A 24,191-nucleotide genomic window follows, 5' to 3' on the forward strand; every position below is an offset into this window, starting at 1 on the left:
GCCCTCGGACGCCCGCGTCAGAAGACGCCGCCGAAGTCGCCGCCCCCGCCGCCGAAGTCGCCTCCGCCCCCGGCGCCGTCACCGAAACCGCCGCCGAAGTCACCGGGATCGAAGTCGGCTCCCGAGACGTCGCCTCCGTCGTAGCCGCCGCCGAAGTCGCCGTAACCGGTGCCGTAGGCGGCCCCGTACCCGGGGCTCGCCATCATGCTGCCGAGCACGGTCCCGACGAGCAGGCCCGGCAGCACGCCGCCGCCGAAATAGCCGCCCGCCCAGGGGCCGTACGCCGGGCCCGCGTCCCAGTAGGGACGCCGGCCGCCGTCCGTCTCGACCTCACGGACCGCCGGTTCCTCACCGCCGACGAGACGCATCCAGTCCGCCTTGCAGACCGGGACCTCGCGGGGCGCTCCCCCGGCGGGAGTCCAGGCCGTGTCGGCGACGGAGGGCCCGTGCCGCGGGTCGAAGAAGCAGGGGGCGCGGCGGTCGGGCACCGGGCGGCCCTCCCGGCGCGCCGCGAGCACGGCGAGGGAGAAGCGGCCCTCCTCCAAGGACCGGGTGACAGCGCGGACGTCCTCGGGACGCCCGGCCTTGGCCATGAAGGACTTCGCCTGTTCATAGGCGTCCAGCGCGCGTTCGTAGTCCGCGCGCATCGCGTCGTCGGCGCCGGCCTCCGCCGGATGGAAGTCGAGGCGGTCCAGCTCCTCGCCGAAGGCGGTGATGTCCTCGTCGACGACCACGCGGAGCCGGTCGAGCGCGGCCCGCTGTTCCTCCCTCTCGCGCCGCCGGTTGCGGCGCACGACCGCGTACGCGCCCGCTCCGCCGAGGACGGCCACCGCGCCGACCGCGATCAGCGCTCCCGTCGGGACGTCACTGCTGTCCATGCTGCCGCCCCAGCTCTCGGGCGCCGAACCGCGGATGTTGGCGAGCGCGCGGTCGGTGAACTCGTTGAGCTGGGTGTTCGCGTCGGGAGCGCCCTGGACGCTGGTGACGAGGTTCTGCACGGCCGAGCGGGACATCACCGCGGAGTCGGCGCGGGCGTCGAAGCGGTCGCCGAGCCGGATCGCGTAGAGGCCGGTGATGCCGGTGGCGGTGCGCAGGTCCCGGAAGAGGTTCTGGGTGGGGAAGCCCGCGGGCAGCACGGCGACGAAGAGGGGCTTGTCGGCCTTCTCGATCTTGGCGGTGAGCGCGTCGGCCTGCGACGGGGAGAGCTGGCCCGCGGCGGCCGGGTCCACATAGACCGGGCCGTTCCGCAAGGCCGCCGCGACGGCGGAGACATCGGTGGCGGCATGGGCCCGGGGCGCCGGGGCCCAGACCATCGCCAGGGCCGCGAGCAGCAGTGCGACCAACAGGCCTGGGCGTCCTCGGGTGTGTGCGGCCCTCATGCCTTGAAGCTACCCGAACCCGAGCGAAAGGGGACATCGGAACGGCGTCTGCCCGGCGGCGCGGGATCCGGTCGGGCACCCCCGGCCCCGGGCGGACCGGCCGGCTCGCCCGACGCCGGGCTCGGTGTCCGGCTCGACGCCGGGCTCGGCGTCGGGCTCGGGTCCGACCAGCCGACAACGGACCACGGGCCGCCGGCGCGGAACGATTCGGTTGCACCTTCCGGAACTGTGGCCTCCGTCACAGACCCGACTGACATGAACCTGCTGAAGTGACCGGATGGTCGGACTCATCCTTCGCGTGCTCCCGTTCTGGGTGCGCGAGCCGCTGCTCATCGCCGTCGGCTTCCCCTTCAGCGGTTTCCTCTTCTACGCCGCGGCCCGGGACGGGTCCGCCTTCGGTGCCTTCCTCGGTCTCGCGGTGCTCGTGTTCTCCGTGATCCGCGTGTACACCGTGGTCAAGGCCCTCCAGGCCCGCAGGCTCGCCAAGGAGCTGAGGAGCGCCGCTCCGGCGGCACCGCCCGCGGCGTAGGGAGCGGGGACGGGAACGCGGGCCGCCCGGGGCCGGTGCTCGGCCCCGGGCGGCTCTCCGCGTTCTCCCTCATCCCGCGCGGTACGCCTGGGCCAGCTTCGCCACCGCCTCTCCGTAGTGGCCGGTCAGGAGCAGGTGGTCCGCGTCCGCGAACGGGCCGGCGTTCGCCGCGGTGACCGCCGGGCCGATCTTCCGCTGGACGAGCAGGCGGGCCTTGGTCACCGCCGCGCGGCCCGCCGCGCCGTCGCCGTGCCGCTCGGCCGCCGAGGCCGCCCGGCCGAGCTCCCGCAGGGTGGCGGCGCCGCCTCCGGAGACCTTCGTCAGCGTCGTGAGACCCCAGCCGTACGGGAACTGCGGGTCGTAGGAGGCGTCACCGACGTTGATCGGCAGCTGGGACTCCGACTTCGGCCAGGTGACCGGGAGCTGCCCGGTGAAGGCGCGCTTTCCGTAGAGGACGTCGGCGACCCCGTCGCCCTCGGTGCCCGGCAGCCACGAGGCCACCAGGGCGTCGATCGAGCCGAGCCGGTCGCCGATCAGCTGGGGGCGGCCCGAGACGATCAGCACCGCGCACTTCATGGCCGCGCAGACCTTGTCGACGGCCGCCTTGTCGGCCGCGGTGAGCTCCAGGTCGTTGCCGTTGCCGACGTCACCGACGCCCTCCGCGTACGGGGTCTCGCCGACGACGACCACTCCGACGTCGTATCCGGCGGTCGGCGCCGAGGCGTCCTTGGAGTAGGTGACGTCGCCTCCGGCGTTCCGCATGCCCTGGAGGATCGTCGTGCCCTTGGTGACGGCGCCGGACGAGCCCTGCCAGGTGACGGTCCAGCCTCCGGTCTGGTTGCCGAGGTCGTCCGCGTTCGAACCGGCGACGTACACCTTCTGGGACTTCCTGAGCGGCAGGACACCGCCGGCGTTCTTCAGCAGGACCTGGGACTCGGCCGCCGCCTGCCGCGCCACGGCCCGGTGCGCCGCCGAGCCGATCCGCGAGGCGCCGCTCGTGTCCGCGTAGGGCTTCTCGAAGAGGCCCAGCCTGAACTTCTGGGTGAGGATGCGGGACACGGCGTCGTCGATCCGCCCTTCGGTGACCCGGCCCGCCCTCACCTCGTCCATGAGCGTCGTACGGAAGTCCTTGTACGAGTACGGGACCATCATCATGTCCACGCCCGCGTTGACCGAGGTGCGGACGTGCGCCGCGTAGTCGCCGGGGAGCTCGTCGATGGCGTTCCAGTCGCTGATGACGAAGCCGTCGAAGCCCATCCGGCCCTTGAGCACGCCGTTGATCATGTCGGCGCGGGCGTGCATCTTCACCGGGCCCCGGCCGTCGCCGACGATGTCGAGCGAGGAGTACGAGGGCATGACCGAGCCGATGCCCCGGTCGACGGCGGTCTCGAACGGTGCCAGGTGCACGGCCTCCAGCTGCTGCCGGGTGACCTTCGTGACGCCCCGGTCGAGGACGTAGGAGCCCGTCGTGGACGTGCCGTACCCGGTGCCGCCGTCGCCGACGAAGTGCTTGGCGGTGGCGAGGACCTTGTCGTCGTCCTTCAGGTCCTTGCCGCTGCGGGCGCCCTGGAGACCCTGGACGACCGTCTCCATGGACTTCACGAGCGCCGGGTCCTCGCCGAAGGACTCGTAGGACCGGCCCCAGCGCTCGTCGCGGCTCACGCACAGGCAGGGCGCGAAGTCCCAGGGGATGCCGGTGGCGCGGACCTCGGAGGCCGTCACCGCGCCCGTCCGCTCGGCCAGGCCGGGATCACGGGTGGCGCCGATGCCGATGTTGTGGGGCATGATCGTCGCGCCCGTGAGGTTGTTGTGGCCGTGCACGGCGTCCACGCCGTAGATCAGCGGGATCTGGAACCGGGTGGCCTGCGCCCGCAGCTGGAAGCCGTCGATCATCCGCGCCCAGGCGGCGGGGGTGTTGGGCGTCGGCGTGGAGCCGCCGCCGGAGAGCAGTGATCCCAGGTCCTCGGAGGCGATGTCGCCGCCGGTGCCGACCGCGCCGCGCTCGGCCTGGGTCATCTGCCCGGTCTTCTCCTCCAGGGACATCCGGGAGAGAAGGTCGGCGACCCGCTTCCTCACGGGCAGCTTCGGGTCCAGGTACGGCAGCCCGTGGGCGTCGATCACGACCTGCGGGGTCTCGGCGGGGGCCTTGGCGCCGGTCACCGTGAGCTTGAGGGGGATCGTCTCGGCCGCCTCGGCGGACTTGTCGCGCAGGGTACGGACGGTGACGGTGCGGCTCGTCCCGGACGTCGTGCCCGCCGGGAAGGTGATCTCGCCCTTGACGGGGGTGTAGTCGCGGCCCGGCCCGGCGGTGCCGCCCGCGCTCTCGTACGCGACGGTCACCGGCTCGTCGATCGGGGCCGAGCCGATGGTGGCGACGGAGACCTTCACGGCGGCCGTGCCGCCCTCCCGTACCGGGTAGACGGCGGCGTCGGTGGTGACCGAGGCCCGCAGGGACTGGTCGGCCTTGCCGTACAGCTCGACGTCGTCCATGGCGAACTGCCCGTGGACGCCGACCGGGAGGGTCAGGGCGTAGCCCCACATCTGGGTCAGCCCGAGGACGTGGTCGATACCGCCGACGGGCTGGTAGTCCGTTCGGTAGACGAAGTCGCCGAACGGGATCTCGATCTGCTTCCAGCCGGTGAAGTCGTCCGTGAAGGACGTCGTCCACAGCTCGGACGCCTCGCCGTCGGCGCCGCCGTCCTTGATCTCGAAGGAGATCTTCTTGGCGGTGTCGCGGCCGTCCCACCAGAAGCGGATGCCCTTGTGCGCGGACCAGTCGTGGGCCGGCTGACCGGCCGCGAAGTCGTGGGTGAAGCCGCCGTAGCCGCTGATGTCGTAGTCACCGGTGAGGACCTTGCCGCCCTCGGGCGCGTCGGACCGCGCGGTCAGGGCGAGCCTGGGCGGGTCGTCGCTGTCGCCGCCCCAGGTGAAGATGCCTTCGGCGGGCTGGCTCGCGAAGGGCACCTCGCCCTCGAACCGGTCGACCGGAACGGGCGGGGGGTCGTCGACCGCCGCCGCTCCCGTCGAGTCGAGCGGAAGCAGTGCGGCGATCAGCGCGGCACCGGCCAGCAGAACGGTTCTTCGTACGGAATTCCGATCGAGCCCGGTCAATGGGGTTCCCCTCGACTCTCACGTCGTCCTGACGACGTACTTCCCGACGGTGACGTGCTCGTTCTGTTCCCTGCTCCTCGAACGCTTCGTCTCACGACTTAGATCACGGCGTGAGTTAACTGGCGCCCCGGCATCCCGTCAAGACTTCACACCACAACCGGTACACACTCAACTCCCGGTCGGATCGGAGCAGTTGTTCCTTCAGAATCTGAACGCGCACCCCCTTGACGCGGCCCCGAAGCCGTCATTAACTCACGCCTCGCACGCCTCCCACCCCCCACCTCAAGAAGGGCGGCGCTCCATGCGGAGATCCATCAGGAGATCCACGCGGGCGGTCCGGCTGATCGTCGCCGGGCTGCTCGTCACCGCGGGATTCACGGCGGCCGCGCCCGCGCACGCGGCGGGCGAACAGGTCACCGCCTATCTGACGACGACGGACGACGACGGCGGACGCCATGTGGTGCGCGGGCTCCAGGCCCAGGCGCCCTTCGCCTTCCAGTCGGGCAGCGGCGGCAGCGGCGAGAACATCACCGTCGACGAGAACACCCGCTACCAGACCTTCACCGGCGGCGGCGCGTCCTTCACGGACACCGCCGCGTGGCTGATGAACAGCAGCGGCGCGCTGTCGCAGAGCACCCGTGACGCGACCATGCGCAAGCTCTTCTCCCCCACGGACGGGATCGGGCTGTCCTTCCTGCGCAACCCGATGGGCGCCTCGGACCTCGCGCGCTACGGCTACACCTACGACGACGTGCCGGCCGGGCAGAGCGACCCGAACCTGGCGCAGTTCTCCGTCGCGCACGACCTGGCCGACGTGGTACCGCTCACGAAGCAGGCGCTCCAGCTCGACCCGTCCCTGACGGTGATGGCCTCGCCGTGGACGGCACCGGCCTGGATGAAGGACAGCGGGTCGCTCAACGGCGGCTGGCTGAAGGCGGAGGACTACGGCGCGTACGCCTCGTACTTCGTGAAGTACCTCCAGGCGTACCGGGACCAGGGCGTCCCCGTCTCGTACGTCACCGCACAGAACGAGCCGACCTGCTGCTCGGGCTATCCCTCGATGAGCTGGAACGCCTCGGGGCTCGCCTACTTCACCAAGAGCGAGCTGCTGCCGAAGCTCCAGGCCGCCGGGCTGTCCACGAAGGTGCTCGCCCACGACTGGAACTGGGACGTGTACGACTCCTACGCCGCCCAGACCGTCGACGACGCGGCGGTCCGCTCGCACCCGAACTTCGGCGGGATCGCCTGGCACGGGTACGGCGGTGACGTCACGAAGCAGTCGAGTGTGCACGACCGGTACCCCGGCCTCGACGCCTTCGGGACCGAGCACTCGGGCGGCACCTGGATCGCCAACCAGCAGCGGGAGGACATGCTCAACATCGTCGACTACACCCGCAACTGGGCGAAGTCGGTGACCAAGTGGTCGCTCGCCGTGGACCAGAACAAGGGCCCGCACAACGGCGGCTGCGGAACCTGCACCGGGCTGATCACCGTACACAACGGTGACGGCGCGAGCGGGACCGTCGACTACACGGTCGAGTACTACACGATGGGCCACCTGACGAAGTTCGTCCGGCCGGGCGCGCAGCGGATCGCCTCCACGGCGTCCTCGGCCGTCCCGAACGTCGCCTGGCGCAACCCGGACGGCTCGAAGGCGCTGATCGCCTACAACGACGCCTCGACCGCGAGGACGGTCACGATCAACTGGGGCGGGCAGCACGCCACCTACTCACTGCCGGGCAAGACCTCGGCGACCTTCACCTGGTCCGGCACGCAGTCGGGCGGGGGCAGCCGGTCGGGCGCGTTCGTCGGGCTGGCCGGCAAGTGCCTGGACGTGGCGGGCGCGTCCGGCGCCAACGGCACCGCGGTGCAGCTCTACGCCTGCAACGGGACCGCCGCACAGACCTGGACCGTGGGGACCGACGGATCGGTGCGCGCGCTCGGGAAGTGCCTCGACGTCACCTCGGGATCGACGTCCGACGGCGCCAAGGTCCAGCTCTACGACTGCAACGGTTCCGGCGCCCAGCAGTGGTCGTACAACTCCTCGACGGGTGACGTGGTCAACGCCGCGGCGAACAAATGCCTCGACGTGACGGACAACTCGTCGGCCGACGGGGCGCGGGCGCAGATCTGGTCGTGCACCGGGGCGGCCAACCAGAAGTGGCACCTGCAGTGAGACGGTCCGTGTCCCGTCCCCGGCCGGGGACGGGACACGGACCCTCCGCGCGCGCCCGTCAGCAGGCGGGTTCGACGCCCGCGCGCAGCAGGCCGTACGTGTACGCGTCCTCCAGGGCCTGCCAGGAGGCGGCGATGACGTTCTCCGCCACGCCGACCGTGGACCACTCCCCCGCGCCGTCGGACGTGGAGATCAGGACGCGGGTCGTGGACTGGGTGCCGTGCTTGCCCTCCAGGATGCGGACCTTGTAGTCGACCAGCTCCAGCTTGGCCAGCTGCGGGTACAGGGTCTCCAGGGCCACGCGCAGGGCGCGGTCCAGGGCGTTGACGGGGCCGTTGCCCTCGGCGGTGGCGACGATGCGCTCGCCCTTGGCGAAGAGCTTGACCGTGGCCTCGTTGGCGTGGCTGCCGTCGGGGCGGTCCTCGACGATGGCCCGCCAGGACTCGACCTCGAAGTAGGTGCGCTTGCGGCCCTCGGCCTCCTCGCGGAGCAGGAGTTCGAAGGAGGCGTCGGCGGCCTCGTAGGTGTAGCCCTGGAGTTCGCGTTCCTTGACGCGCTCGACGACCCGGGCGACCAGTTCGCGGTCGTCGCCGAGGTCGACGCCGAGCTCCTTGCCCTTGAGCTCGATGGAGGCGCGGCCCGCCATGTCGGAGACCAGCATCCGCATGGTGTTGCCGACCTGCTCGGGGTCGATGTGCTGGTACAGGTCCGGGTCGACCTTGATCGCGGAGGCGTGCAGGCCGGCCTTGTGCGCGAACGCGGACACCCCCACGTACGGCTGGTGGGTGGAGGGGGTGAGGTTGACGACCTCGGCGATGGCGTGCGAGATGCGGGTCATCTCCCGCAGCGCGCCCTCGGGGAGCACCTTCTTGCCGTACTTGAGCTCCAGGGCCGCCACCACGGGGAAGAGGTTGGAGTTGCCGACGCGTTCGCCGTAGCCGTTGGCGGTGCACTGCACGTGCGTGGCGCCGGCGTCGACGGCGGCGAGGGTGTTGGCGACCGCGCAGCCGGTGTCGTCCTGGGCGTGGATGCCGAGCCGGGCGCCGGTGTCCGCGAGGACGGTGGCGACCACGGCCTGGACCTGCGCGGGGAGCATGCCCCCGTTGGTGTCGCACAGCACGACCACGTCGGCGCCGGCCTCGTGCGCGGCCCGCACCACGGACTTCGCGTACTCCGGGTTGGCACGGTAGCCGTCGAAGAAGTGCTCGCAGTCCACGAACACCCGCCGGCCCTGGGCGACCAGGTGCGAGACGGTGTCGCGGACCATCTCCAGGTTCTCCTCCAGCGTGGTGCGCAGCGCCAGCTCCACGTGCCGGTCGTGGGACTTGGCGACCAGCGTGATCACCGGGGCACCCGAGTCCAGGAGCGCCTTGACCTGGTGGTCCTCCGCGGCCTTGCCGCCGGCCCTGCGCGTCGCCCCGAAGGCCACGAGCTTGGCGTGCCGGAAGTCGATCTCCTGTGCGGCGCGGGCGAAGAACTCGGTGTCGCGGGGGTTGGCGCCGGGCCAGCCGCCCTCGATGAAGCCCACCCCGAAGTCGTCCAGGTGCCGCGCGATGGCCAGCTTGTCCGCCACGGTGAGGTTGATGCCCTCGCGCTGCGCGCCGTCGCGCAGCGTCGTGTCGAAGACGTGGAAGGAATCGTCGACTTCGCTGGTTTCCGTCATGGTCTCAAGGCTCCTGTGTTGAAACTCGGTCTACCGGAATGACCGGCTCCACCGTCCTCCAATGATCCCCCGCGCTGCGCTCCCGGCTGAAGGTGGGCCAGAAATGCGAAAAACCCCTCGCGGGTGCGAGAGGTCTGCGCGCGGGTCGAGGACGACGGTGTCCGCCCGTACCTGGTCGTACGTGGCGGTCACTGCGGACCGGCGCGCCTGCTGCCAATAATCATGGCGAACGAGAGCACGGGGGCAGTGTGGCACATTCCGCCGCGGCGATCACACGGTGTCTCAGGATGCGAGCACTGGGCTACATGATCGGCGGACGGCGGCCGTTCGGCCCGGCGTTCGGCCCCCGTCAGCGTCCCTCTCGGCCCGCCCTCAGCCCGCTGTCAGCCCAGCGAGGCGTCGAGGAACTCCTTCACGTGGGAGAGGACCTGTTCGCGGCTGGTGCCGCGCAGGCCGATCGCCACATGGATGGAGAAGCCGTCCAGCAGGGCGCGCAGCCGGGCGCCGAAGCGGTCCGCGTCGAGGGGGCGGAACTCGCCGCGCGAGACGCCCTCGGCGAGCAGGGCGACGAGGTCGCGGTGCCAGGCGCCCTCGATGGCCACCTGCCGTTCGCGGGCGTCGTCGTCGGCGTTCTGGGAGTGGTTCCAGACCTCAAGCCACAGGGTCCAGTGCGGGTCCCGGTGGCCGTCGGGGACGTACAGGTCGACATAGGCGTCGAGGCGTTCGCGGGCGGTCCCGCGGGCGGCGAGCAGCCGGCCGCGTTCGGCGCCGAGGCGGCCCTCGCTCCACTCCAGGGTGCGCAGCAGCAGTTCGTCCTTGGAACGGAAGTAGTAGAGGAGATGGCCGCTGCTCATGCCGACCTCACGGCCGAGCGCCGCCATGGTGAGTTTCTCCAGACCGCGCTCGGCGATCATCTCCATGGCGGCGGCGAGGACCTCCTCGCGCGGTGGCGCGTTCTTCCGCGCACCGGCCATCCGTGACTCCCGTTGTCAGACCTTCGGCTGCTGCTGGGTGATGCAGTGGATGCCACCGCCGCCCGCGAAGATCGTACGTGCGTCCACCAGGGTCACGGTCCGCTCGGGGAACAGCCGGCGGAAGATGTCCGCCGCGGTCTCGTCGCGCGGGTCGTCGAAGCCGCACAGGACGACGCCGTCGTTGCAGAGGTAGTGGTTGATGTAGGAGTAGTCGGCCCAGTGGCCGTCGGCCTCCAGGACGGTCGGGGCGGGGACCTCGACGACCTCGATGGCGCGGCCGCGCGCGTCGGTCTGGGCCCTGAGCAGCCCGATGACCTCGCGGCTGACCTCGTGGTCGGGGTGCGCGGGGTCCTGCTGGGAGTGGGCGACGATCACGCCGGGGCGGGCGAAGGCGGCGACGATGTCGACGTGGCCGAGGGTGCCGTAGCCGTACGGGGGATAGTCGCCGGTCAGGCCGCGGGGCAGCCAGATGGCCTTCTCGGTGCCGAGCTGGGCGTGGATCTCCGTCTCGACCTGCTCGCGGGTCCAGCCGGGGTTGCGCTCGGGGCCGAGCTGCACGGTCTCGGTGAGGAGCACGGTGCCCTCGCCGTCGACGTGGATGGCGCCGCCCTCGTTGACCAGCCGGGAGGCGTACGTCTTGGCCCCGGCCAGGGCCGCGACCTCGGCGCCGATCTTGGAGTCGTGCTCCCAGCGGGCCCAGTCCTGGGCGCCCCAGCCGTTGAACGTCCAGTCCACGGCGGCGAGTTCACCGTGCCCGTTGGTGAGGAAGGTGGGGCCGATGTCGCGCATCCAGGCGTCGTCGAGTTCGCGCTCGACGATGTCGACGCCGGGGCCGAGGAGTTCGGCGGCCGGGGCGGACTGGCCCGGGCCGCACACGACCGTGACCGGCTCGAAGCGGCGGACCGCGCGGGCGACTTCCGCCCAGGCCGCGCGGGAGGCGGCGAGGTCCTCGGGGCTGTCGAAGGTGGGGTTGGGGCCCGGCCACGCCATCCAGGTGCGCTCGTGCGGGGTCCACTCGGCGGGCATGCGGAAGCCGTCGGCGGCAGCAGACATGGGGTGTTCCTTACGGGCTGTGTCCATCAGAGGAAGTAGAGGCGGTTGAGGGAGACCGAGTCGGCGGGCTCGGTGCGCAGCGGGTCGCCGTCGAGGGTGACCAGACCGGTGCGCTGGTCGACGTCGACCGCTCCGGTACGGGAGTTGAGGCGCAGGTCGGCGGGGCCGATGCCGCGGGTGCCGCGGACCGCGACGCGGCGGCGGCGGGTGGGCATGGTGTCGTTGCCCTGGTCGAGCGCGGCCTGGGCGACGAAGGCCACCGAGATCTCGGCGGGGGTCGCGCCGTGCGCCCCGAACTGCGGTCCGAGGACGAGGGGTTCGCAGGTGTCGGTGGCGGCGTTGGGGTCGCCGACGACTCCGTAGGCGGGGAAGCCGGACTTCAGGACGAGCTGCGGTTTGGCGCCGAAGTACTCGGGGCGCCACAGCACGATGTCGGCGAGCTTGCCGGTCTCGATGGAGCCGACCTCGTGGGCGAGGCCGTGCGCGATGGCCGGGTTGATGGTCAGTTTGGCCATGTAGCGCAGGACGCGTTCGTTGTCGTGGTCCTCGGGGGCGCCGAACTGGGCCTTCATCTTCCCGGCCATGGCGAAGGTGCGGCGGACGGTCTCGCCGGCGCGGCCCATGCCCTGGGCGTCCGAGGAGGTGATGCCGATGGCGCCCAGGTCGTGCAGGACGTCCTCGGCGCCCATGGTCCCGGCGCGGATGCGGTCGCGGGCCATGGCGGCGTCGCCGGGCAGGTCGGTCTTGAGGTCGTGGACGGAGACGATCATGCCGTAGTGCTCGGCGACCGCGTCCCGGCCGAAGGGCAGGGTCGGGTTGGTGGAGGACCCGATGACGTTCGGGACGCCCGCCATCTTCAGCACGTTGGGCACGTGGCCGCCGCCGCAGCCCTCGATGTGGAAGGCGTGGATGGTGCGCCCTTCGAGCACCCTGAGGGTGTCCTCGACCGACAGGCACTCGTTCAACCCGTCGCTGTGCAGGGCGACTTGGACGTCGTGTTCCTCGGCGACCCGCAGCGCGGTGTCCAGGGCGCGGGTGTGGGCGCCCATGTCCTCGTGGACCTTGAAGCCGCTGGCCCCGCCCTCGGCGAGCGCCTCGATCAGCGGGGCGTCGTGGGAGGACGAACCCCGGCCCAGGAAGCCGATGTTGACCGGCCAGGCGTCGAAGGCGGAGAACGCGTGGCGCAGCGCCCAGGGCGAGTTGACGCCGACGCCCCACACCGGGCCGAACTCCTGGCCGATGATCGTGGTGACGCCGGAGGCGAGGGAGGCCTCCATGATGCGCGGCGAGAGCAGATGGACGTGGGTGTCGACGGCTCCGGCGGTGGCGATGAGCCCCTCGCCGGAGACGATGGAGGTGCCGGTTCCGACGACGACGTCGACGCCGTCGAGGGTGTCGGGGTTGCCGGCCCGCCCGATCGAGCAGATGCGGCCCTCGCGGATGCCGATGGACACCTTCCGTACGCCCTGGACGGCGTCGATCACCACGACGTTGCTGATGACGACGTCGCAGGTGTCCCGGACGGCGGCGGCCTTGAGGTGCAGGCCGTCGCGGGCGGTCTTGCCGAAGCCGGCGAGGAACTCGTCCCCGGGGAGCTGGGCGTCGGACTCGACGCGGACGGTCAGCCCGGAGTCGCCGAGCCTGATCCGGTCGCCGGCGCGGGGGCCGTGGGTGGCCGCGTACTCGTAGGGGGTGAGGCGGCGGGCCTCGGCGGGGTGGCCTCCGGGGCGGCTCATCGCTCGGCCTCCTGGTCGCGGGTGTCGGGGACGCCGAGGTAGCCGCAGGCGGCGGCCCGGCGCAGGGCCTCTTCTCTGGCTCCGGGGGCGTCCAGCGGTCCGTCGACGAGGCCGGCGAAGCCGATCGCGACGCGCGCTCCGCCGATCGGCAGCAGTCCGACCTCGGCGCTCTCCCCCGGGCCGAAGCGGACGGAGGATCCCGCGGGCACGGCGAGCCGCATGCCGTAGGAGGCCGGGCGGTCGAAGTCGAGCCGCGGGTTGGCCTCGAAGAAGTGGAAGTGGGAGGTGACGGAGACCGGGACGCCGGCCGTGTTCGTCACGGAGAGGCGGACGGCCGCCTCGGGCTCGGCGTGCTCCGGGCCCGGCAGCAGCGCGCCGGGAGCCTCGTCGCCGAGTCCGCCGCCCGCTCCGGCGCCGATCGGGTCGGTGACGACCGCGAGGCGCGAGCCGTCGTCGAAGACGGCCTCGACGTGCACCTCGGTGACGATGTCCGCGACGCCGGGCAGGACGTCGTCGGGGCCGAGGACGGAGCGGGCCGCCTCGATCGCCTCGGCGAGCCGGCCGCCGTCGCGGGCCGTCTCGCAGACGGTGTCCGCGATCAGCGCGGTCGCCTCCGGCACGTTGAGCCTGAGGCCGCGGGCCCTGCGGGCACGGGCCAGTTCGGCGGCCGAGAACAGCAGCAGTCGGTCACGTTCCGTGGGGGTCAGTCTCACGCCGCGACACCTCCTCGCTTCCTCCGTTTAGAACATCACTCTAAACGTCCGATTCATGGAAGGGAAACATTGACGGATAAGCATCGGAGGCGCCACATTGAGCGTCGCTCTAACTCATGGCGCTTCCCCGCGCCACGCCAGGCGGCCGCCAAAGGAGACCAGCCATGCCGATCGAACAGCGCGGAGTCGACACGATCCCCGACGAGGAACGCACCAGCGGGCCCCGGGACCTCGTGTCGATCCTGCTCGGTTCCAACCTGTGTCTCGGGGTGATCATCTTCGGCTGGCTGCCGCCCTCGTTCGGGCTCGACTGGTGGTCCTCGGTCAGCTCGATCGTGGCAGGCACGGTGGTCGGAACGGCGCTCACCGCGCCGCTGGCGCTGGTCTCGCTGCGCACCGGCACCAACCTCTCCACCTCCTCGGGCGCGCAGTTCGGGGTGCGCGGACGGCTGGTCGGCTCGATCGTCGGCCTGCTGCTGGCGCTCGGCTACACCGCGCTGACCGTGTGGATCGGCGGCGACGTGATGATCGGCGTCCTCGGCCGCCTCTTCGGTCTGCCGGCGAACGGGGTCTCGTACGCCGTCGTGTACACGGTGCTGGCCGCCGCCACCGTCGCGGGCGCCGTGTACGGCTACAAGGTGCTGCTCGCCATGTCCCGCGTCCTCACGTTCGGCATGTCGGCGCTGCTGGTGGTCGGTGTGATCGCCTACGCCCCGCACTTCACCACCGCGGCGCTCCCCGAGGCGGGCGGCTATCTGCTCGGCTCGTACTGGCCCACCTGGCTGCTCGCGGCGGTCGCGGCCGGTCTGTCGGGCCCGATCGCGTTCATCACCCTGCTCGGCGACTACACCCGCTACATCTCGCCCGAGCGCCACTCCTCCCGCACGGTCCTGCACGGCACCTGGCTCGGTCTGATCGCCGGTCTGCTGGTCCCCCAGCTCTTCGGCACCTTCACCGCGTACGGGGCCCGCGCGGCCCTCGACTACGCGGGACCGCTGGTGTCCGCCTCCCCCGGCTGGTACCTGGTCCCGCTGCTGCTGGCGGCCTCCGCCGGCTCGGTGGGCAACGCCGGTCTGATGCTCTACTCGATGGGCCTCGACCTCGACGCGATCCTGCCCCGCGCCTCGCGCGCCCGCGCCACCTGCGCGGTCGCCGTCGTCGCCATGCTCTGCGTGTTCGTCGGCCACTACGCCTGGAACGCCCAGTCGGCGATGACGTCCTTCGTCCTGCTGCTGACCGCGATCGGCACCCCGTGGGCGGTCATCACCCTGATCGGCTTCGTCCGCTGCCGCGGGATCTACGACGCCGACGCCCTCCAGGTCTTCAACCGCCGCTCCCGCGGCGGCGTCTACTGGTACCGGGCCGGCTGGAACGTCCGGGCCACGGCCGCCTGGGCACTGGGCGCCTTCGTCGGCCTGCTGGCCGTCTCCCTCCCGTCGTACCAGGGCCCGCTGCTGACCCTGACCGGCGGCGTCGACTGCAGCTTCATCTTCTCCGGCCTGGTCGGCGGCCTCGTCTACCTGGCGCTGACGGCGAACGAGCCGTCACCCGTGATCGAGCCCCACCAGGAACCGGCTCGCGCCGAAAGCCGGCTTTAGGTCGCTGAACCAGGTGGCGCGCTCGTCGTAGGCTGCGAAGAACGGGCGCCCCACCAGGTCCGGATCGCGGGCCTGGATGAGATGGAGCACGAACACCTCCTCGCCGGCCACCTCCGCGATCCCGTCCACCTTGCTTTCCGGCAGGGAGAGCAGGATTGCCGTCAGGGCGATCCGGCGTTGCGTAAGGCGTGGTGCCGGGGCCGGCCTCCAGGAGTTGGTGGTGGCGGCATGCCTGGGGCTCTGCGGCCGAAGCCCGCCCTGGAAGAGGGGATGTGCCGGTCACTCTCACGGGTGAGACCGGCCGAAGACGCGTACTGGAAGGGAACGGGGTGGCTAGGTTCGCGGCATGTCACGTTTCCGGCTGTACCCGACGAACGCGCAGGCGGGCATCATGCTCGGCCACTGTGCGCACGCCCGGTACGTATGGAACCTGGCGGTGGAGCAGCACGCGCACTGGCGGCCCGGCCGCAGCTCCGCGCCCGGCTTTGCGGAGCAGTGCCGTCAGCTGACCGAGGCCCGGCGCGACAACCCGTGGCTGGCGGCCGGGAACGCGGATGTGCAGCAGCAGGCCCTGAAGGATTTCGCCAAAGCCAAAAACGCCCGCTTCACCTCCGGGTTCGGTGAGCCGACCTGGCGCAGGAAACACACGCACGAGGGCTTCCGCGTCATCGGCACCGACCGGGTCCCGGAATTCGGGCCGGACGGCTCACCAAAACTGAACACGGAGACCGGCAGGCAGGTCATGGGCCGCTCGGTGGTGGTGCAGAAACTGAACCGGCACTGGGCGCGGGTGAAGGTGCCCGGCTGCGGCTGGGTCCGCTTCCGCCTCACCCGGCCCGAACTGCCCGCCGCGAAGACGTTCCGCATCACCTTCCACAGCGGCCGGTGGCACATCGCGTTCGCCGTCGTCCCCGAACCGCTCGACACGCCCGGCACCGGCAAGGTCATCGGCATCGACCGGGGTGTGAAGATCACCGCTGCCCTCTCAGACGGCCGGAAGCTGAACTGCCCCCAGCTCAACGTCAAAGAACGTGCCCAGATCCGCAAACACCAACGGCGCGCCGCACGTGCCGCCAAGGGCAGCGAGGCCAAGACCGCCGCCCATGCCACGGTCGCCAGGCTCAGGGCGCGCGAGGCGGACCGGCGCAAGGACTGGTGCGAGAAGACCAGCACCATGCTCGCCCGCACCTACGACCTGGTGCGGTTCGAGAAACTGAACATCAAGAACATGACCGCCTCCGCGAGGGGAACGGCCGAACAGCCCGGCAAGAACATCCGGGCCAAGGCCGGACTCAACCGGGCGGTCCTCGCCCAGGGCTGGGGCCTGCTCCGGCAGCGCACCGAACACAAGGCACCCGGCCGTGTCGAGGACGTCCCCGCCCCTTACACCTCCCTGCGGTGCAGCGCCTGCGGCTGGATCGACAAGAACTCGCGCAAGAGCCAAGCCGAGTTCGTCTGTTCCGCCTGCGGCTTCACCTGCAACGCCGATGAGAACGCAGCAGTCAACGTCGCGGCAGGACAGGGCGGGATCCCCCGCCCCCGGCGAACAGCCGGTGCCGGAGGGATGACACCGCCCAATCAGCGGCCGAGCGTCCGTGAACCTCAACCCAGCCGGGTTGGAATCCCCCTCTTGTAAGAGGAGGAGGATGTCAAGAACTGGTAGTAGGGCACCGCCTAGCAGGGCACCGCCCACCGCCAGCCTTACTCGTCGGACCAACAGCATTTCCCCGCACCCCGGTTGGGGATGCGGGGACCGGCCGGGGGTGCGGGAGGGGCTAGCCCAGCGGGTGCATCCAGTTGTGGGTGTCCTCGGTGATGCCGCGCTGGATGTCGAGCAGGGCCTCGCGGAGGCGGAGGGTGACCTTGCCGGGCTCGCCGCCGGACTGGAGCCACTCGGTGCCGTCGCGCTTGACCGTGCCGACGGGGGTGATGACGGCGGCGGTGCCGCAGGCGAACACCTCGGTGAGGGTGCCGTTCTCGGCGTCGGTCTGCCACTGGTCGATGGAGACGCGGCCCTCCTCGGCGGTGTAGCCGAGGTCGCGGGCAACGGTCAGCAGGGAGTCACGGGTGACGCCCTCCAGGATGGAGCCGGTGAGGGACGGGGTGACGATCCGGTCGCCGTACACGAAGTACAGGTTCATGCCGCCGAGTTCCTCGATCCACTTGTGCTCGACCGCGTCGAGGTAGCAGACCTGGTCGCAGCCCTTGGCCGCGGCCTCCTTCTGCGCGAGGAGGGAGGCCGCGTAGTTGCCGCCCGTCTTCGCGTCGCCCATGCCGCCGGGGACGGCGCGGACGCGGTCCTCGGAGAGCCAGATCGACACCGGCTTCACACCGCCCGCGAAGTAGGCGCCGGCGGGCGAGGCGATGACGAGGAAGAGGTACTCGTTGGCGGGCTTCACACCGAGACCGACCTCGGTCGCGATCATGAAGGGGCGCAGGTAGAGGGACTCCTCGCCGCCGTGGGCGGGCACCCAGTCGCGGTCCTGGCGCACGAGCGCGTCACAGGCCTCGATGAAGGTCTCCACGGGCAGCTCGGGCATGCCGAGCCGGCGGGCGGAGGCCTGGAAGCGCTTGGCGTTCTTGTCGGGACGGAAGGTCGCGACGGAGCCGTCGGGACCGCGGTAGGCCTTGAGACCCTCGAAGATCTCCTGCGCGTAGTGCAGGGTCATGTTCGCCGGGTCGAGGGACAGCGGTCCGTACGGAACGAGCTGGCCGTCGTGCCAGCCACGGCCCTCGGTCCACTTGACGGTCACCATGTGGTCGGTGAAGTGGCGGCCGAACCCCGGGTTGGCCAGGATCGCCTCGCGCTCGGCGGCGGCGAGCGGACTGGCGGAGGGCTTGAGCTCGATCGTGGGCTGCGTCATGAGTGGTTTTGTCCTTCACCGGTTGTATGTGACGGGCCGCGCTCACACCCGGACCGTCCGTGGCCAGTGCTAGGACGTCCGAGCATTCCCTCGTTCCGCGGCTCCGCCCTCGATTATCGCGCGCGGAGGGCCGTGGACGAAACGGCGTGAATACGGCCCGGGGGTGGCCCAGGGGACTGATGGTGGCACCCGGCGGCGGAACGGCGAAAGCCGCCGGGCGCTGATGCGACCCGGCGGCTGCTACGGAACGTAGGTGGTGCGCCGGGTCAGCCGGCTACGCGCAGGGCGAGCGCGTCGCCGATCTCCTCGGTGCTGCGGGCGGGCTTGCCGACGCGCTCGGCGAGGTCGGCGGCGACGGCCTCCTCGATCCGGGCGGCCTCGGCCTCGTAGCCCAGGTGGCGCAGCAGCAGGGCGACGGACAGCACGGTGGCGCTGGGGTCGGCCTTGCCCTGGCCCGCGATGTCGGGTGCCGAGCCGTGCACGGGCTCGAACATCGAGGGGAACTCGCCGCTCGGGTTGATGTTGCCGGAGGCGGCGACGCCGATTCCGCCGGAGACGGCGGCGGCGAGGTCGGTGATGATGTCGCCGAAGAGGTTGTCGGTGACGATCACGTCGAAGCGTTCGGGCTGCGTGACGAGGAAGATCGTCGCCGCGTCCACGTGGATGTAGTCGGTGGTGACCTCGGGGAACTCCTCGGCCACCTTGTTGAAGATGTTCGTCCACAGGTGACCCGCGAAGGTCAGCACGTTGTTCTTGTGGACCAGCGTCAGCTTCTTGCGCGGACGGGCCTGCGCGCGGGCGAAGGCGTCACGGACGACCCGCTCGACACCGAAGGCCGTGTTGACGGAGACCTCGGTGGCGACCTCGTGCGGCGTGCCCTTGCGGATGACACCGCCGTTGCCGGTGTACGGGCCCTCGGTGCCCTCGCGGACCACGACGAAGTCGATCTCGGGCTGGCCGGCGAGCGGGGTCGCGACGCCGGGCAGGAGCTTCGAGGGACGCAGGTTGACGTGGTGGTCGAACGCGAAGCGGAGCTTGAGCAGGAAGCCGCGCTCCAGGACACCGGACGGGACCGAGGGGTCGCCGATGGCGCCGAGCAGGATGGCGTCGTGCCCCTTCAGGGCGTCGAGGTCGGCGTCGGTGAGGGTCTCACCGGTGGCGTGGTAGCGCCGGGCGCCGAAGTCGAACTCCTTGGTCTCCAGCTTCACGTCCTGCGGGAGGACGGCGGAGAGGACTTTGAGCCCCTGGGCCACGACTTCCTGGCCGATGCCGTCACCGGGGATCACTGCGAGATCGATGCTGCGAGACATGACGGCACCGTACTCCCTGTCCCATGGAATGACACGCGACGTCCGCCATGCGGACAGCATGGTGTCGCGGAACGCCCACGCTTCGACACACGTTCACCCGTACGTACGAACGCCGTTGGCGCGAGGTGGGAACTTTCCAGACATGACCGCTCCCTCCACGGGGACCTCCCCCGAGCCTCCCGTCCCCGATGTCGGCATCCCGTACGAGCACGCGCGCGACATGAGCATGGCCGAGCAGTACGAGTACCTGAGGACGAGGCTCACCCGGCGGCGGGCGCTCGTCGCGGCGAGCGCCTTCGCGGGCGGCGGGCTGCTGGCCGGCTGCGCACGGGGGACGGGGGCCCCGGCCCGGACGGCGTCCGGGTCCTCGCCGAATCCGGCGACCGGCCGGGTGCCCGGCTCCGCCGTCGTCCCGTTCGGCCGCCATCTCGCCTTCGGCGCCGACCCGAAGACCCAGATGCGGATCTCCTGGCAGGTGCCGTTCGCGGTCAGGCGCCCCTACATCCGGGTGGGCCTCACCCCGTGGGCCCTGAGCCGGCGGATCGAGGCGGAGGTCCGCCCTCTGCACACCCCGGGCCTCGCCGGGCAGCGGGCGGCCCTCGACCAGTACTACCTGCACGCGGCACTGGACAGGCTGCGCCCCGGGACGACGTACTACTACGGCGTCGGCCACGACGGCTTCGACCCCGCGAGCAAGGCGCGGCACTCCACGGTCGGCCACTTCCGCACCGCGCCCGCGCACCCCGGGACGTTCGTGTTCACCGCCTTCGGCGACCAGGGCGTCACCCCCGACGCGCTCGCCAACGACAAGGTGCTCCTCGGCCGCGGGCCCGCCTTCCATCTGCACGCGGGCGACATCTGCTACGCGGACGGGGTCGGGCTCGGCCAGAAGTCGGACGTCTACGACCCGGCCGCCTGGGACCTGTTCCTGAAGCAGACCGAGACGGTCGCGCGGACGGTGCCGTGGATGGTGACGACCGGCAACCACGACATGGAGGCCTGGTACTCGCCGAACGGCTACGGCGGCCAGTCGGCGCGCTGGACGCTCCCCGGCAACGGCTTCGACCCCCACGACGCGCCGGGCGCCTACTCGTTCGTGTACGGCAACGTCGGGGTCGTCGCGCTGGACGCCAACGACGTCTCGTACGAGATCCCCGCCAACAAGGGCTACTCGCAGGGCAGGCAGACGGCCTGGCTCGACAAGCGGCTCGGGGAACTGCGCCGCCAGGTGGACTTCGTGGTCGTCTTCTTCCACCACTGCGCCTACTCGACCTCGACGCACGCCTCCGACGGAGGGGTCCGCGACGCCTGGGTGCCGCTGTTCGCCAGGCACCAGGTGGACCTGGTGATCAACGGGCACAACCACGTGTACGAGCGCACCGACGCCATCAAGGGCGGCACGGTGGGCCGGCAGGTTCCCGTGGGCGCCTCGACGGATCCGACGCGGGACGGGATCGTCTACGTCACGGCGGGCGGCGCGGGCAAGAGCCTCTACAGCTTCCCCACCGGGGTCAGGGACAGCTACGAAGGGAAGGTCACGCGCCCCGAGGCCGTCAGGACGTTCCACTGGACGAAGTCGAAGCAGCGGAAGCCGGACACCGTGGAGTGGTCCAGGGTGCGGTACACCGGCTTCTCCTTCCTGTCGGTGGAGGCGCAGGCAGGCCCCTCCCCCGTGCTGAAGGTGTCGGCGCTGGCCCAGAGCGGCGAGCGCATCGACCACTTCGAGGTACGGCGCGGGGCCTGAGCAGCGGTACGGCGCGGCGGCGTGGGCTTGAGCAGCACGGCCGGGCGCGGTCGCGGGGGCCTGCGTGCCGAGGTGCGGCGCGGGGCGGTGCCCCGCGCCGCGACCCCGCGGGCGCGGCTCCCGGTCCGGAGGGCGGCGGGCCTCAGTGGCCCGTCGCTCCGCCGTTGTCCCTGCGGTCGAGGGCGCGCTGGAGCGCGGCGGCGGCGTTCTTGCGGTCGGACTCGCTGCTCGTACGGGAGAGGTGACGGACTCGGCGGACGGTCGTCTCGGCCATGATGAATCGACTCCTTGCCTCCGGAGGCGCCCGAACGGGCGGCCGGAAGTGCGATGAGGGATTTACGAGACGCCGGAAGGGGCGGGGAGCGGTGCCGCAGGGGTTGCCTGCCAAGGGCTCCGGCTCACGACCGCCATTCGCTTGGTCGAGCGAGACGTTCGGCTCCTACCAAGCTAGGCGAGGACCGCGCATCTGTCTCCATAATTACTCGGACTTCCTACTATCTGAGACGGGGGATTACGTCACACGGCCGCGACCTGCGGCTTCGCTCAGAGCACGTCGCCCTCGCGCCAGTCGAAGACCAGCGCACACGCCGGGTCGAGGGAGTCCGGTGCGGTGCCGGGACCGATGAAGGTGGTGCCCTCCTCGTCGGGCAGACGGACGGTTCCCTCCGGCCCGAGCACACAGACCCGGCCCGGCCAGAGCCGCCAGCCCCGCGCCGCGTAGAGGGCGGCGCCGTCCTCGCTGGCCGAGAGCGCGCCGAGCCCGTACGCGTGCTCGATGATCCGCTCCAGCTCGGCCATCACCCGTCCGCCGAGCCCCGTGCGGCGCACGTCGGCGCGCACGGCGACCGCTTCCACGTAGCCGGTCCGCAGCGAGCGGCCGCGGTGCAGGACGCGCCGCTGGACGACGGAGCCGTGCGCCGCGATGCCCCGGCCGTCGTGGACCAGGACGTGCAGTCCGCCGAGGGCGTGGTCCCAGTCCTCGTCCCTGAGGTCCCCGTCGAAGGCGTCCTCCAACAGGGTGCGGGCTGCGCGGAGTTCGGCGGCTTCGAGATCCGCCGTATGGGCGATCCGCAGTCGGGTGGCCATGCGGCCAGTATTCACGCACGGACCGGGAATCCCGTCGGGAGTACGTCCGCAGCGGCCGGGTCCGCTCCTCGCGGCCGGGGGCGGCGGTGCCGGCCCGAGGGGGTTCACCCGCCCGACGGCCCGGGAACGTCACCCGCACGACTGATCCTCGGCCGGGCACGCCGCATCGGGGTCCGCCGGAGGGAACCGTCACGGCATGAGCGACACGACCAGAGCACTGCTTGAGGGCGGCCCTGACGACCTGCCCGAACGGATCGTCCCGGCCCCGGACCCCGGATCGGACGTGAAGATCGAGCTGCGCGGCGGCTACGAACACTTCAGGGCGACCCCGCGGCACGCGGACTCGCCGGAGGGCAGGCTGCCCGTGTACGAGTGGTGGGAGCGGACGGAACTGCCCGGATAGCGCCGCGCACGCCGGAGCGCGGAGCGCACGGCACGGGCAGACGGAACGCGGGCGCGCCCGGCACGGGCGTGCGCGCCCGGAATTGGAACCGCCCCCGCTCCACGGACGGGGGAGACCGTGAGGCGGGGGCGGAGTGGGTGACGGGCGGCCGGCCCGGGGGGGGCGGCCGCCGCGTTCGGCTGTCAGCCCATGTGCGGGTAGCCGTAGTCGGTCGGCGGGACCAGCGTCTCCTTGATGGCGCGGGTCAGCGTCCAGCGCATCAGGTTCTGCGGGGCGCCGGCCTTGTCGTTGGTGCCGGAGGCACGGCCGCCGCCGAAGGGCTGCTGGCCGACGACGGCGCCGGTCGACTTGTCGTTGATGTAGAAGTTGCCCGCCGCGTAGCGGAGCTTCTCCATCGTGTACGCGGCGGCCGCGCGGTCGCCGGAGATGACCGCGCCGGTGAGCGCGTAGTCGGACGCCGACTCCATCTGGGTCAGCATCTCGTCGTACTTGTCGTCCTCGTAGACATGCACGGCGAGGAAGGGGCCGAAGTACTCGGTCGTGAAGACCTCGTTCTCCGGGTCCGTGCACTCGACGACGGTCGGGCGCACGAAGTAGCCGACGGAGTCGTCGTACGTGCCGCCCGCGACGATCGTGCAGGTCGGGTCGGCCTTCGCGCGGTCGATGGCCGCCTTGTTCTTGGCGAAGGACCGCTCGTCGATGACCGCGCCGATGAAGTTCGACAGGTCGGTGACGTCACCCATGGTCAGGTAGTCGACCTCGGCCGCGAACTCCTCCTTGAAACCGGAGTTCCAGATGGAGGCCGGGACGTAGGCGCGGGAGCTCGCCGAGCACTTCTGGCCCTGGTACTCGAAGGAACCACGGGTCAGGGCGGTCTTGAGGACAGCGCGGTCCGCCGACGGGTGGGCGACCACGAAGTCCTTGCCGCCGGTCTCGCCGACCAGACGCGGGTAGGAGCGGTACTTCTCGATGTTGTTGCCGACCGTCTTCCACAGGTACTGGAAGGTCTTGGTCGAGCCGGTGAAGTGGATGCCGGCGAGGTCGCGGTGCTCCAGGGCGACCTTGGAGACCTCGATGCCGTCACCGGTGACGAGGTTGATGACGCCCTTGGGCAGGCCCGCCTCCTCCAGGAGCTGCATCAGCAGCACGGCGGCGTGGGTCTGCGTCGGGGACGGCTTCCACACGACGACGTTGCCCATGAGCGCCGGGGCGGTGGGCAGGTTGCCGGCGATCGCCGTGAAGTTGAAGGGCGTGATCGCGTAGACGAAGCCCTCGAGCGGGCGGTGGTCCATGCGGTTCCACACGCCCGGGGAGTTCGCCGGCGGCTGCTCGGCGAGGATCTGGCGGGCGTAGTGGACGTTGAAGCGCCAGAAGTCGACGAGCTCGCAGGGCGTGTCGATCTCGGCCTGCTGGGCGGTCTTCGACTGGCCGAGCATGGTGGAGGCGGCCAGCGTCTCGCGCCAGGGACCGGCCAGCAGCTCGGCGGCACGCAGGATGATCGCGGCGCGGTCGTCGAAGGACATCGCGCGCCAGGCGGGGGCGGCGGCGAGGGCCGCGTCCACGGCGTCCTGGGCGTCCTGCTGCGTGGCGTTGGCGTAGGTGCCGATGCGCGCCTTGTGGTTGTGCGGCTGCACGACGTCGAAACGCTCGCCGCCGCCCATCCGCTTCTCGCCGCCGATGGTCATCGGCAGGTCGATCGGGTTCTCGGCCAGCTCCTTGAGCTTGGCCTCCAGGCGGGCACGCTCGGGCGAGCCGGGCGCGTAGCCGTGCACCGGCTCGTTGACGGGGGTGGGGACCTGGGTCACAGCGTCCATTTTTTCCGTAACTCCTTGAGTCGAGCGGGTGTTCGGTC

Annotated in this window: 19 protein-coding genes; 6 read left to right on the forward strand and 13 right to left on the reverse strand. The window is 71.3% G+C overall.

What is annotated here, in order from left to right:
• Nucleotides 1-17: 17 nt before the first annotated feature.
• Nucleotides 18-1,379: a hypothetical protein gene (locus ACFWI4_RS37065; protein WP_387205556.1), complete on the reverse strand. Its 1,362-nt coding sequence runs from the start codon at nucleotides 1,377-1,379 to the stop codon at nucleotides 18-20.
• 277 nt (nucleotides 1,380-1,656) lie between these two features.
• On the opposite strand from ACFWI4_RS37065, the gene ACFWI4_RS37070 reads away from it, so the two are divergent.
• Complete coding sequence (locus tag ACFWI4_RS37070) at nucleotides 1,657-1,908, forward strand: hypothetical protein (RefSeq protein WP_387205558.1); 252 nt, start codon at nucleotides 1,657-1,659, stop codon at nucleotides 1,906-1,908.
• Nucleotides 1,909-1,977: 69 nt separating this feature from the next.
• On the opposite strand, the gene ACFWI4_RS37075 is transcribed toward ACFWI4_RS37070, so the two are convergent.
• Nucleotides 1,978-5,019, reverse strand: a complete 3,042-nt coding sequence (locus tag ACFWI4_RS37075) for a glycoside hydrolase family 3 N-terminal domain-containing protein (protein WP_387205560.1) — start codon at nucleotides 5,017-5,019, stop codon at nucleotides 1,978-1,980.
• A gap of 301 nt (nucleotides 5,020-5,320) precedes the next feature.
• Here ACFWI4_RS37075 and ACFWI4_RS37080 point away from each other — a divergent pair, with 301 nt between their 5' ends.
• The gene (locus ACFWI4_RS37080) at nucleotides 5,321-7,195 is read left to right on the forward strand and encodes a lectin (protein ID WP_387205562.1); all 1,875 of its coding nucleotides are present in this window, start codon (nucleotides 5,321-5,323) and stop codon (nucleotides 7,193-7,195) included.
• A 58-nt stretch (nucleotides 7,196-7,253) separates the two neighbouring features.
• Here ACFWI4_RS37080 and cimA read toward each other — a convergent pair whose 3' ends face one another.
• From cimA to ureA, 5 genes are all read right to left on the reverse strand, one after another.
• A complete protein-coding gene (cimA, locus tag ACFWI4_RS37085) occupies nucleotides 7,254-8,858 on the reverse strand; it encodes a citramalate synthase (protein WP_387205564.1) in 1,605 nt (534 codons plus the stop codon).
• A gap of 383 nt (nucleotides 8,859-9,241) precedes the next feature.
• Nucleotides 9,242-9,832 (reverse strand): TetR/AcrR family transcriptional regulator, encoded by a 591-nt coding sequence (locus ACFWI4_RS37090; protein ID WP_387205566.1) that lies wholly within the window; start codon nucleotides 9,830-9,832, stop codon nucleotides 9,242-9,244.
• A 15-nt stretch (nucleotides 9,833-9,847) separates the two neighbouring features.
• Nucleotides 9,848-10,885 (reverse strand): agmatine/peptidylarginine deiminase, encoded by a 1,038-nt coding sequence (locus ACFWI4_RS37095; RefSeq protein ID WP_387205568.1) that lies wholly within the window; start codon nucleotides 10,883-10,885, stop codon nucleotides 9,848-9,850.
• 26 nt (nucleotides 10,886-10,911) lie between these two features.
• Nucleotides 10,912-12,621, reverse strand: coding sequence for an urease subunit alpha (locus ACFWI4_RS37100; protein WP_387205569.1), 1,710 nt, complete (start codon nucleotides 12,619-12,621; stop codon nucleotides 10,912-10,914).
• Nucleotides 12,618-13,334: an urease subunit gamma gene (ureA, locus tag ACFWI4_RS37105; RefSeq protein ID WP_387205571.1), complete on the reverse strand. Its 717-nt coding sequence runs from the start codon at nucleotides 13,332-13,334 to the stop codon at nucleotides 12,618-12,620. Before ureA ends, ACFWI4_RS37100 begins: the two co-directional genes overlap by 4 nt.
• A gap of 164 nt (nucleotides 13,335-13,498) precedes the next feature.
• Between ureA and ACFWI4_RS37110 the strand changes: the two genes are divergently transcribed.
• Nucleotides 13,499-14,932, forward strand: a complete 1,434-nt coding sequence (locus ACFWI4_RS37110; protein ID WP_387205573.1) for a cytosine permease — start codon at nucleotides 13,499-13,501, stop codon at nucleotides 14,930-14,932.
• Here the strand turns inward: ACFWI4_RS37110 and ACFWI4_RS37115 are convergent.
• Complete coding sequence (locus ACFWI4_RS37115) at nucleotides 14,879-15,061, reverse strand: hypothetical protein (protein ID WP_387205575.1); 183 nt, start codon at nucleotides 15,059-15,061, stop codon at nucleotides 14,879-14,881. The genes ACFWI4_RS37110 and ACFWI4_RS37115 overlap by 54 nt on opposite strands.
• A 217-nt stretch (nucleotides 15,062-15,278) precedes the next feature.
• On the opposite strand from ACFWI4_RS37115, the gene ACFWI4_RS37120 reads away from it, so the two are divergent.
• Nucleotides 15,279-16,568: an RNA-guided endonuclease InsQ/TnpB family protein gene (locus ACFWI4_RS37120; RefSeq protein ID WP_387205577.1), complete on the forward strand. Its 1,290-nt coding sequence runs from the start codon at nucleotides 15,279-15,281 to the stop codon at nucleotides 16,566-16,568.
• 139 nt (nucleotides 16,569-16,707) lie between these two features.
• Here ACFWI4_RS37120 and ACFWI4_RS37125 read toward each other — a convergent pair whose 3' ends face one another.
• The gene (locus ACFWI4_RS37125) at nucleotides 16,708-17,796 is read right to left on the reverse strand and encodes a branched-chain amino acid aminotransferase (RefSeq protein WP_385405673.1); all 1,089 of its coding nucleotides are present in this window, start codon (nucleotides 17,794-17,796) and stop codon (nucleotides 16,708-16,710) included.
• Between the two features lie 266 nt (nucleotides 17,797-18,062).
• Nucleotides 18,063-19,106 (reverse strand): 3-isopropylmalate dehydrogenase, encoded by a 1,044-nt coding sequence (locus tag ACFWI4_RS37130; RefSeq protein WP_385405676.1) that lies wholly within the window; start codon nucleotides 19,104-19,106, stop codon nucleotides 18,063-18,065.
• A gap of 142 nt (nucleotides 19,107-19,248) precedes the next feature.
• Between ACFWI4_RS37130 and ACFWI4_RS37135 the strand changes: the two genes are divergently transcribed.
• Nucleotides 19,249-20,850: a purple acid phosphatase family protein gene (locus ACFWI4_RS37135; protein ID WP_387205580.1), complete on the forward strand. Its 1,602-nt coding sequence runs from the start codon at nucleotides 19,249-19,251 to the stop codon at nucleotides 20,848-20,850.
• Nucleotides 20,851-20,992: 142 nt separating this feature from the next.
• On the opposite strand, the gene ACFWI4_RS37140 is transcribed toward ACFWI4_RS37135, so the two are convergent.
• Together ACFWI4_RS37140 and ACFWI4_RS37145 are read right to left on the reverse strand one after the other, a co-directional pair.
• Entirely contained in the window at nucleotides 20,993-21,124 is a 132-nt protein-coding gene (locus ACFWI4_RS37140) for a hypothetical protein (RefSeq protein ID WP_103550476.1), read from the reverse strand.
• Nucleotides 21,125-21,393: 269 nt separating this feature from the next.
• Nucleotides 21,394-21,936, reverse strand: a complete 543-nt coding sequence (locus tag ACFWI4_RS37145) for a GNAT family N-acetyltransferase (protein WP_387205582.1) — start codon at nucleotides 21,934-21,936, stop codon at nucleotides 21,394-21,396.
• 196 nt (nucleotides 21,937-22,132) lie between these two features.
• On the opposite strand from ACFWI4_RS37145, the gene ACFWI4_RS37150 reads away from it, so the two are divergent.
• Nucleotides 22,133-22,339: a DUF5988 family protein gene (locus ACFWI4_RS37150; RefSeq protein ID WP_387205584.1), complete on the forward strand. Its 207-nt coding sequence runs from the start codon at nucleotides 22,133-22,135 to the stop codon at nucleotides 22,337-22,339.
• Nucleotides 22,340-22,521: 182 nt separating this feature from the next.
• Here ACFWI4_RS37150 and pruA read toward each other — a convergent pair whose 3' ends face one another.
• Nucleotides 22,522-24,153, reverse strand: a complete 1,632-nt coding sequence (gene pruA / locus ACFWI4_RS37155) for an L-glutamate gamma-semialdehyde dehydrogenase (protein WP_385405688.1) — start codon at nucleotides 24,151-24,153, stop codon at nucleotides 22,522-22,524.
• Between the last annotated feature and the right edge of the window lie 38 nt (nucleotides 24,154-24,191).

The sequence above is a fragment of the Streptomyces sp. NPDC127038 genome, assembly GCF_042725875.1.
GTDB lineage: Bacteria > Actinomycetota > Actinomycetes > Streptomycetales > Streptomycetaceae > Streptomyces.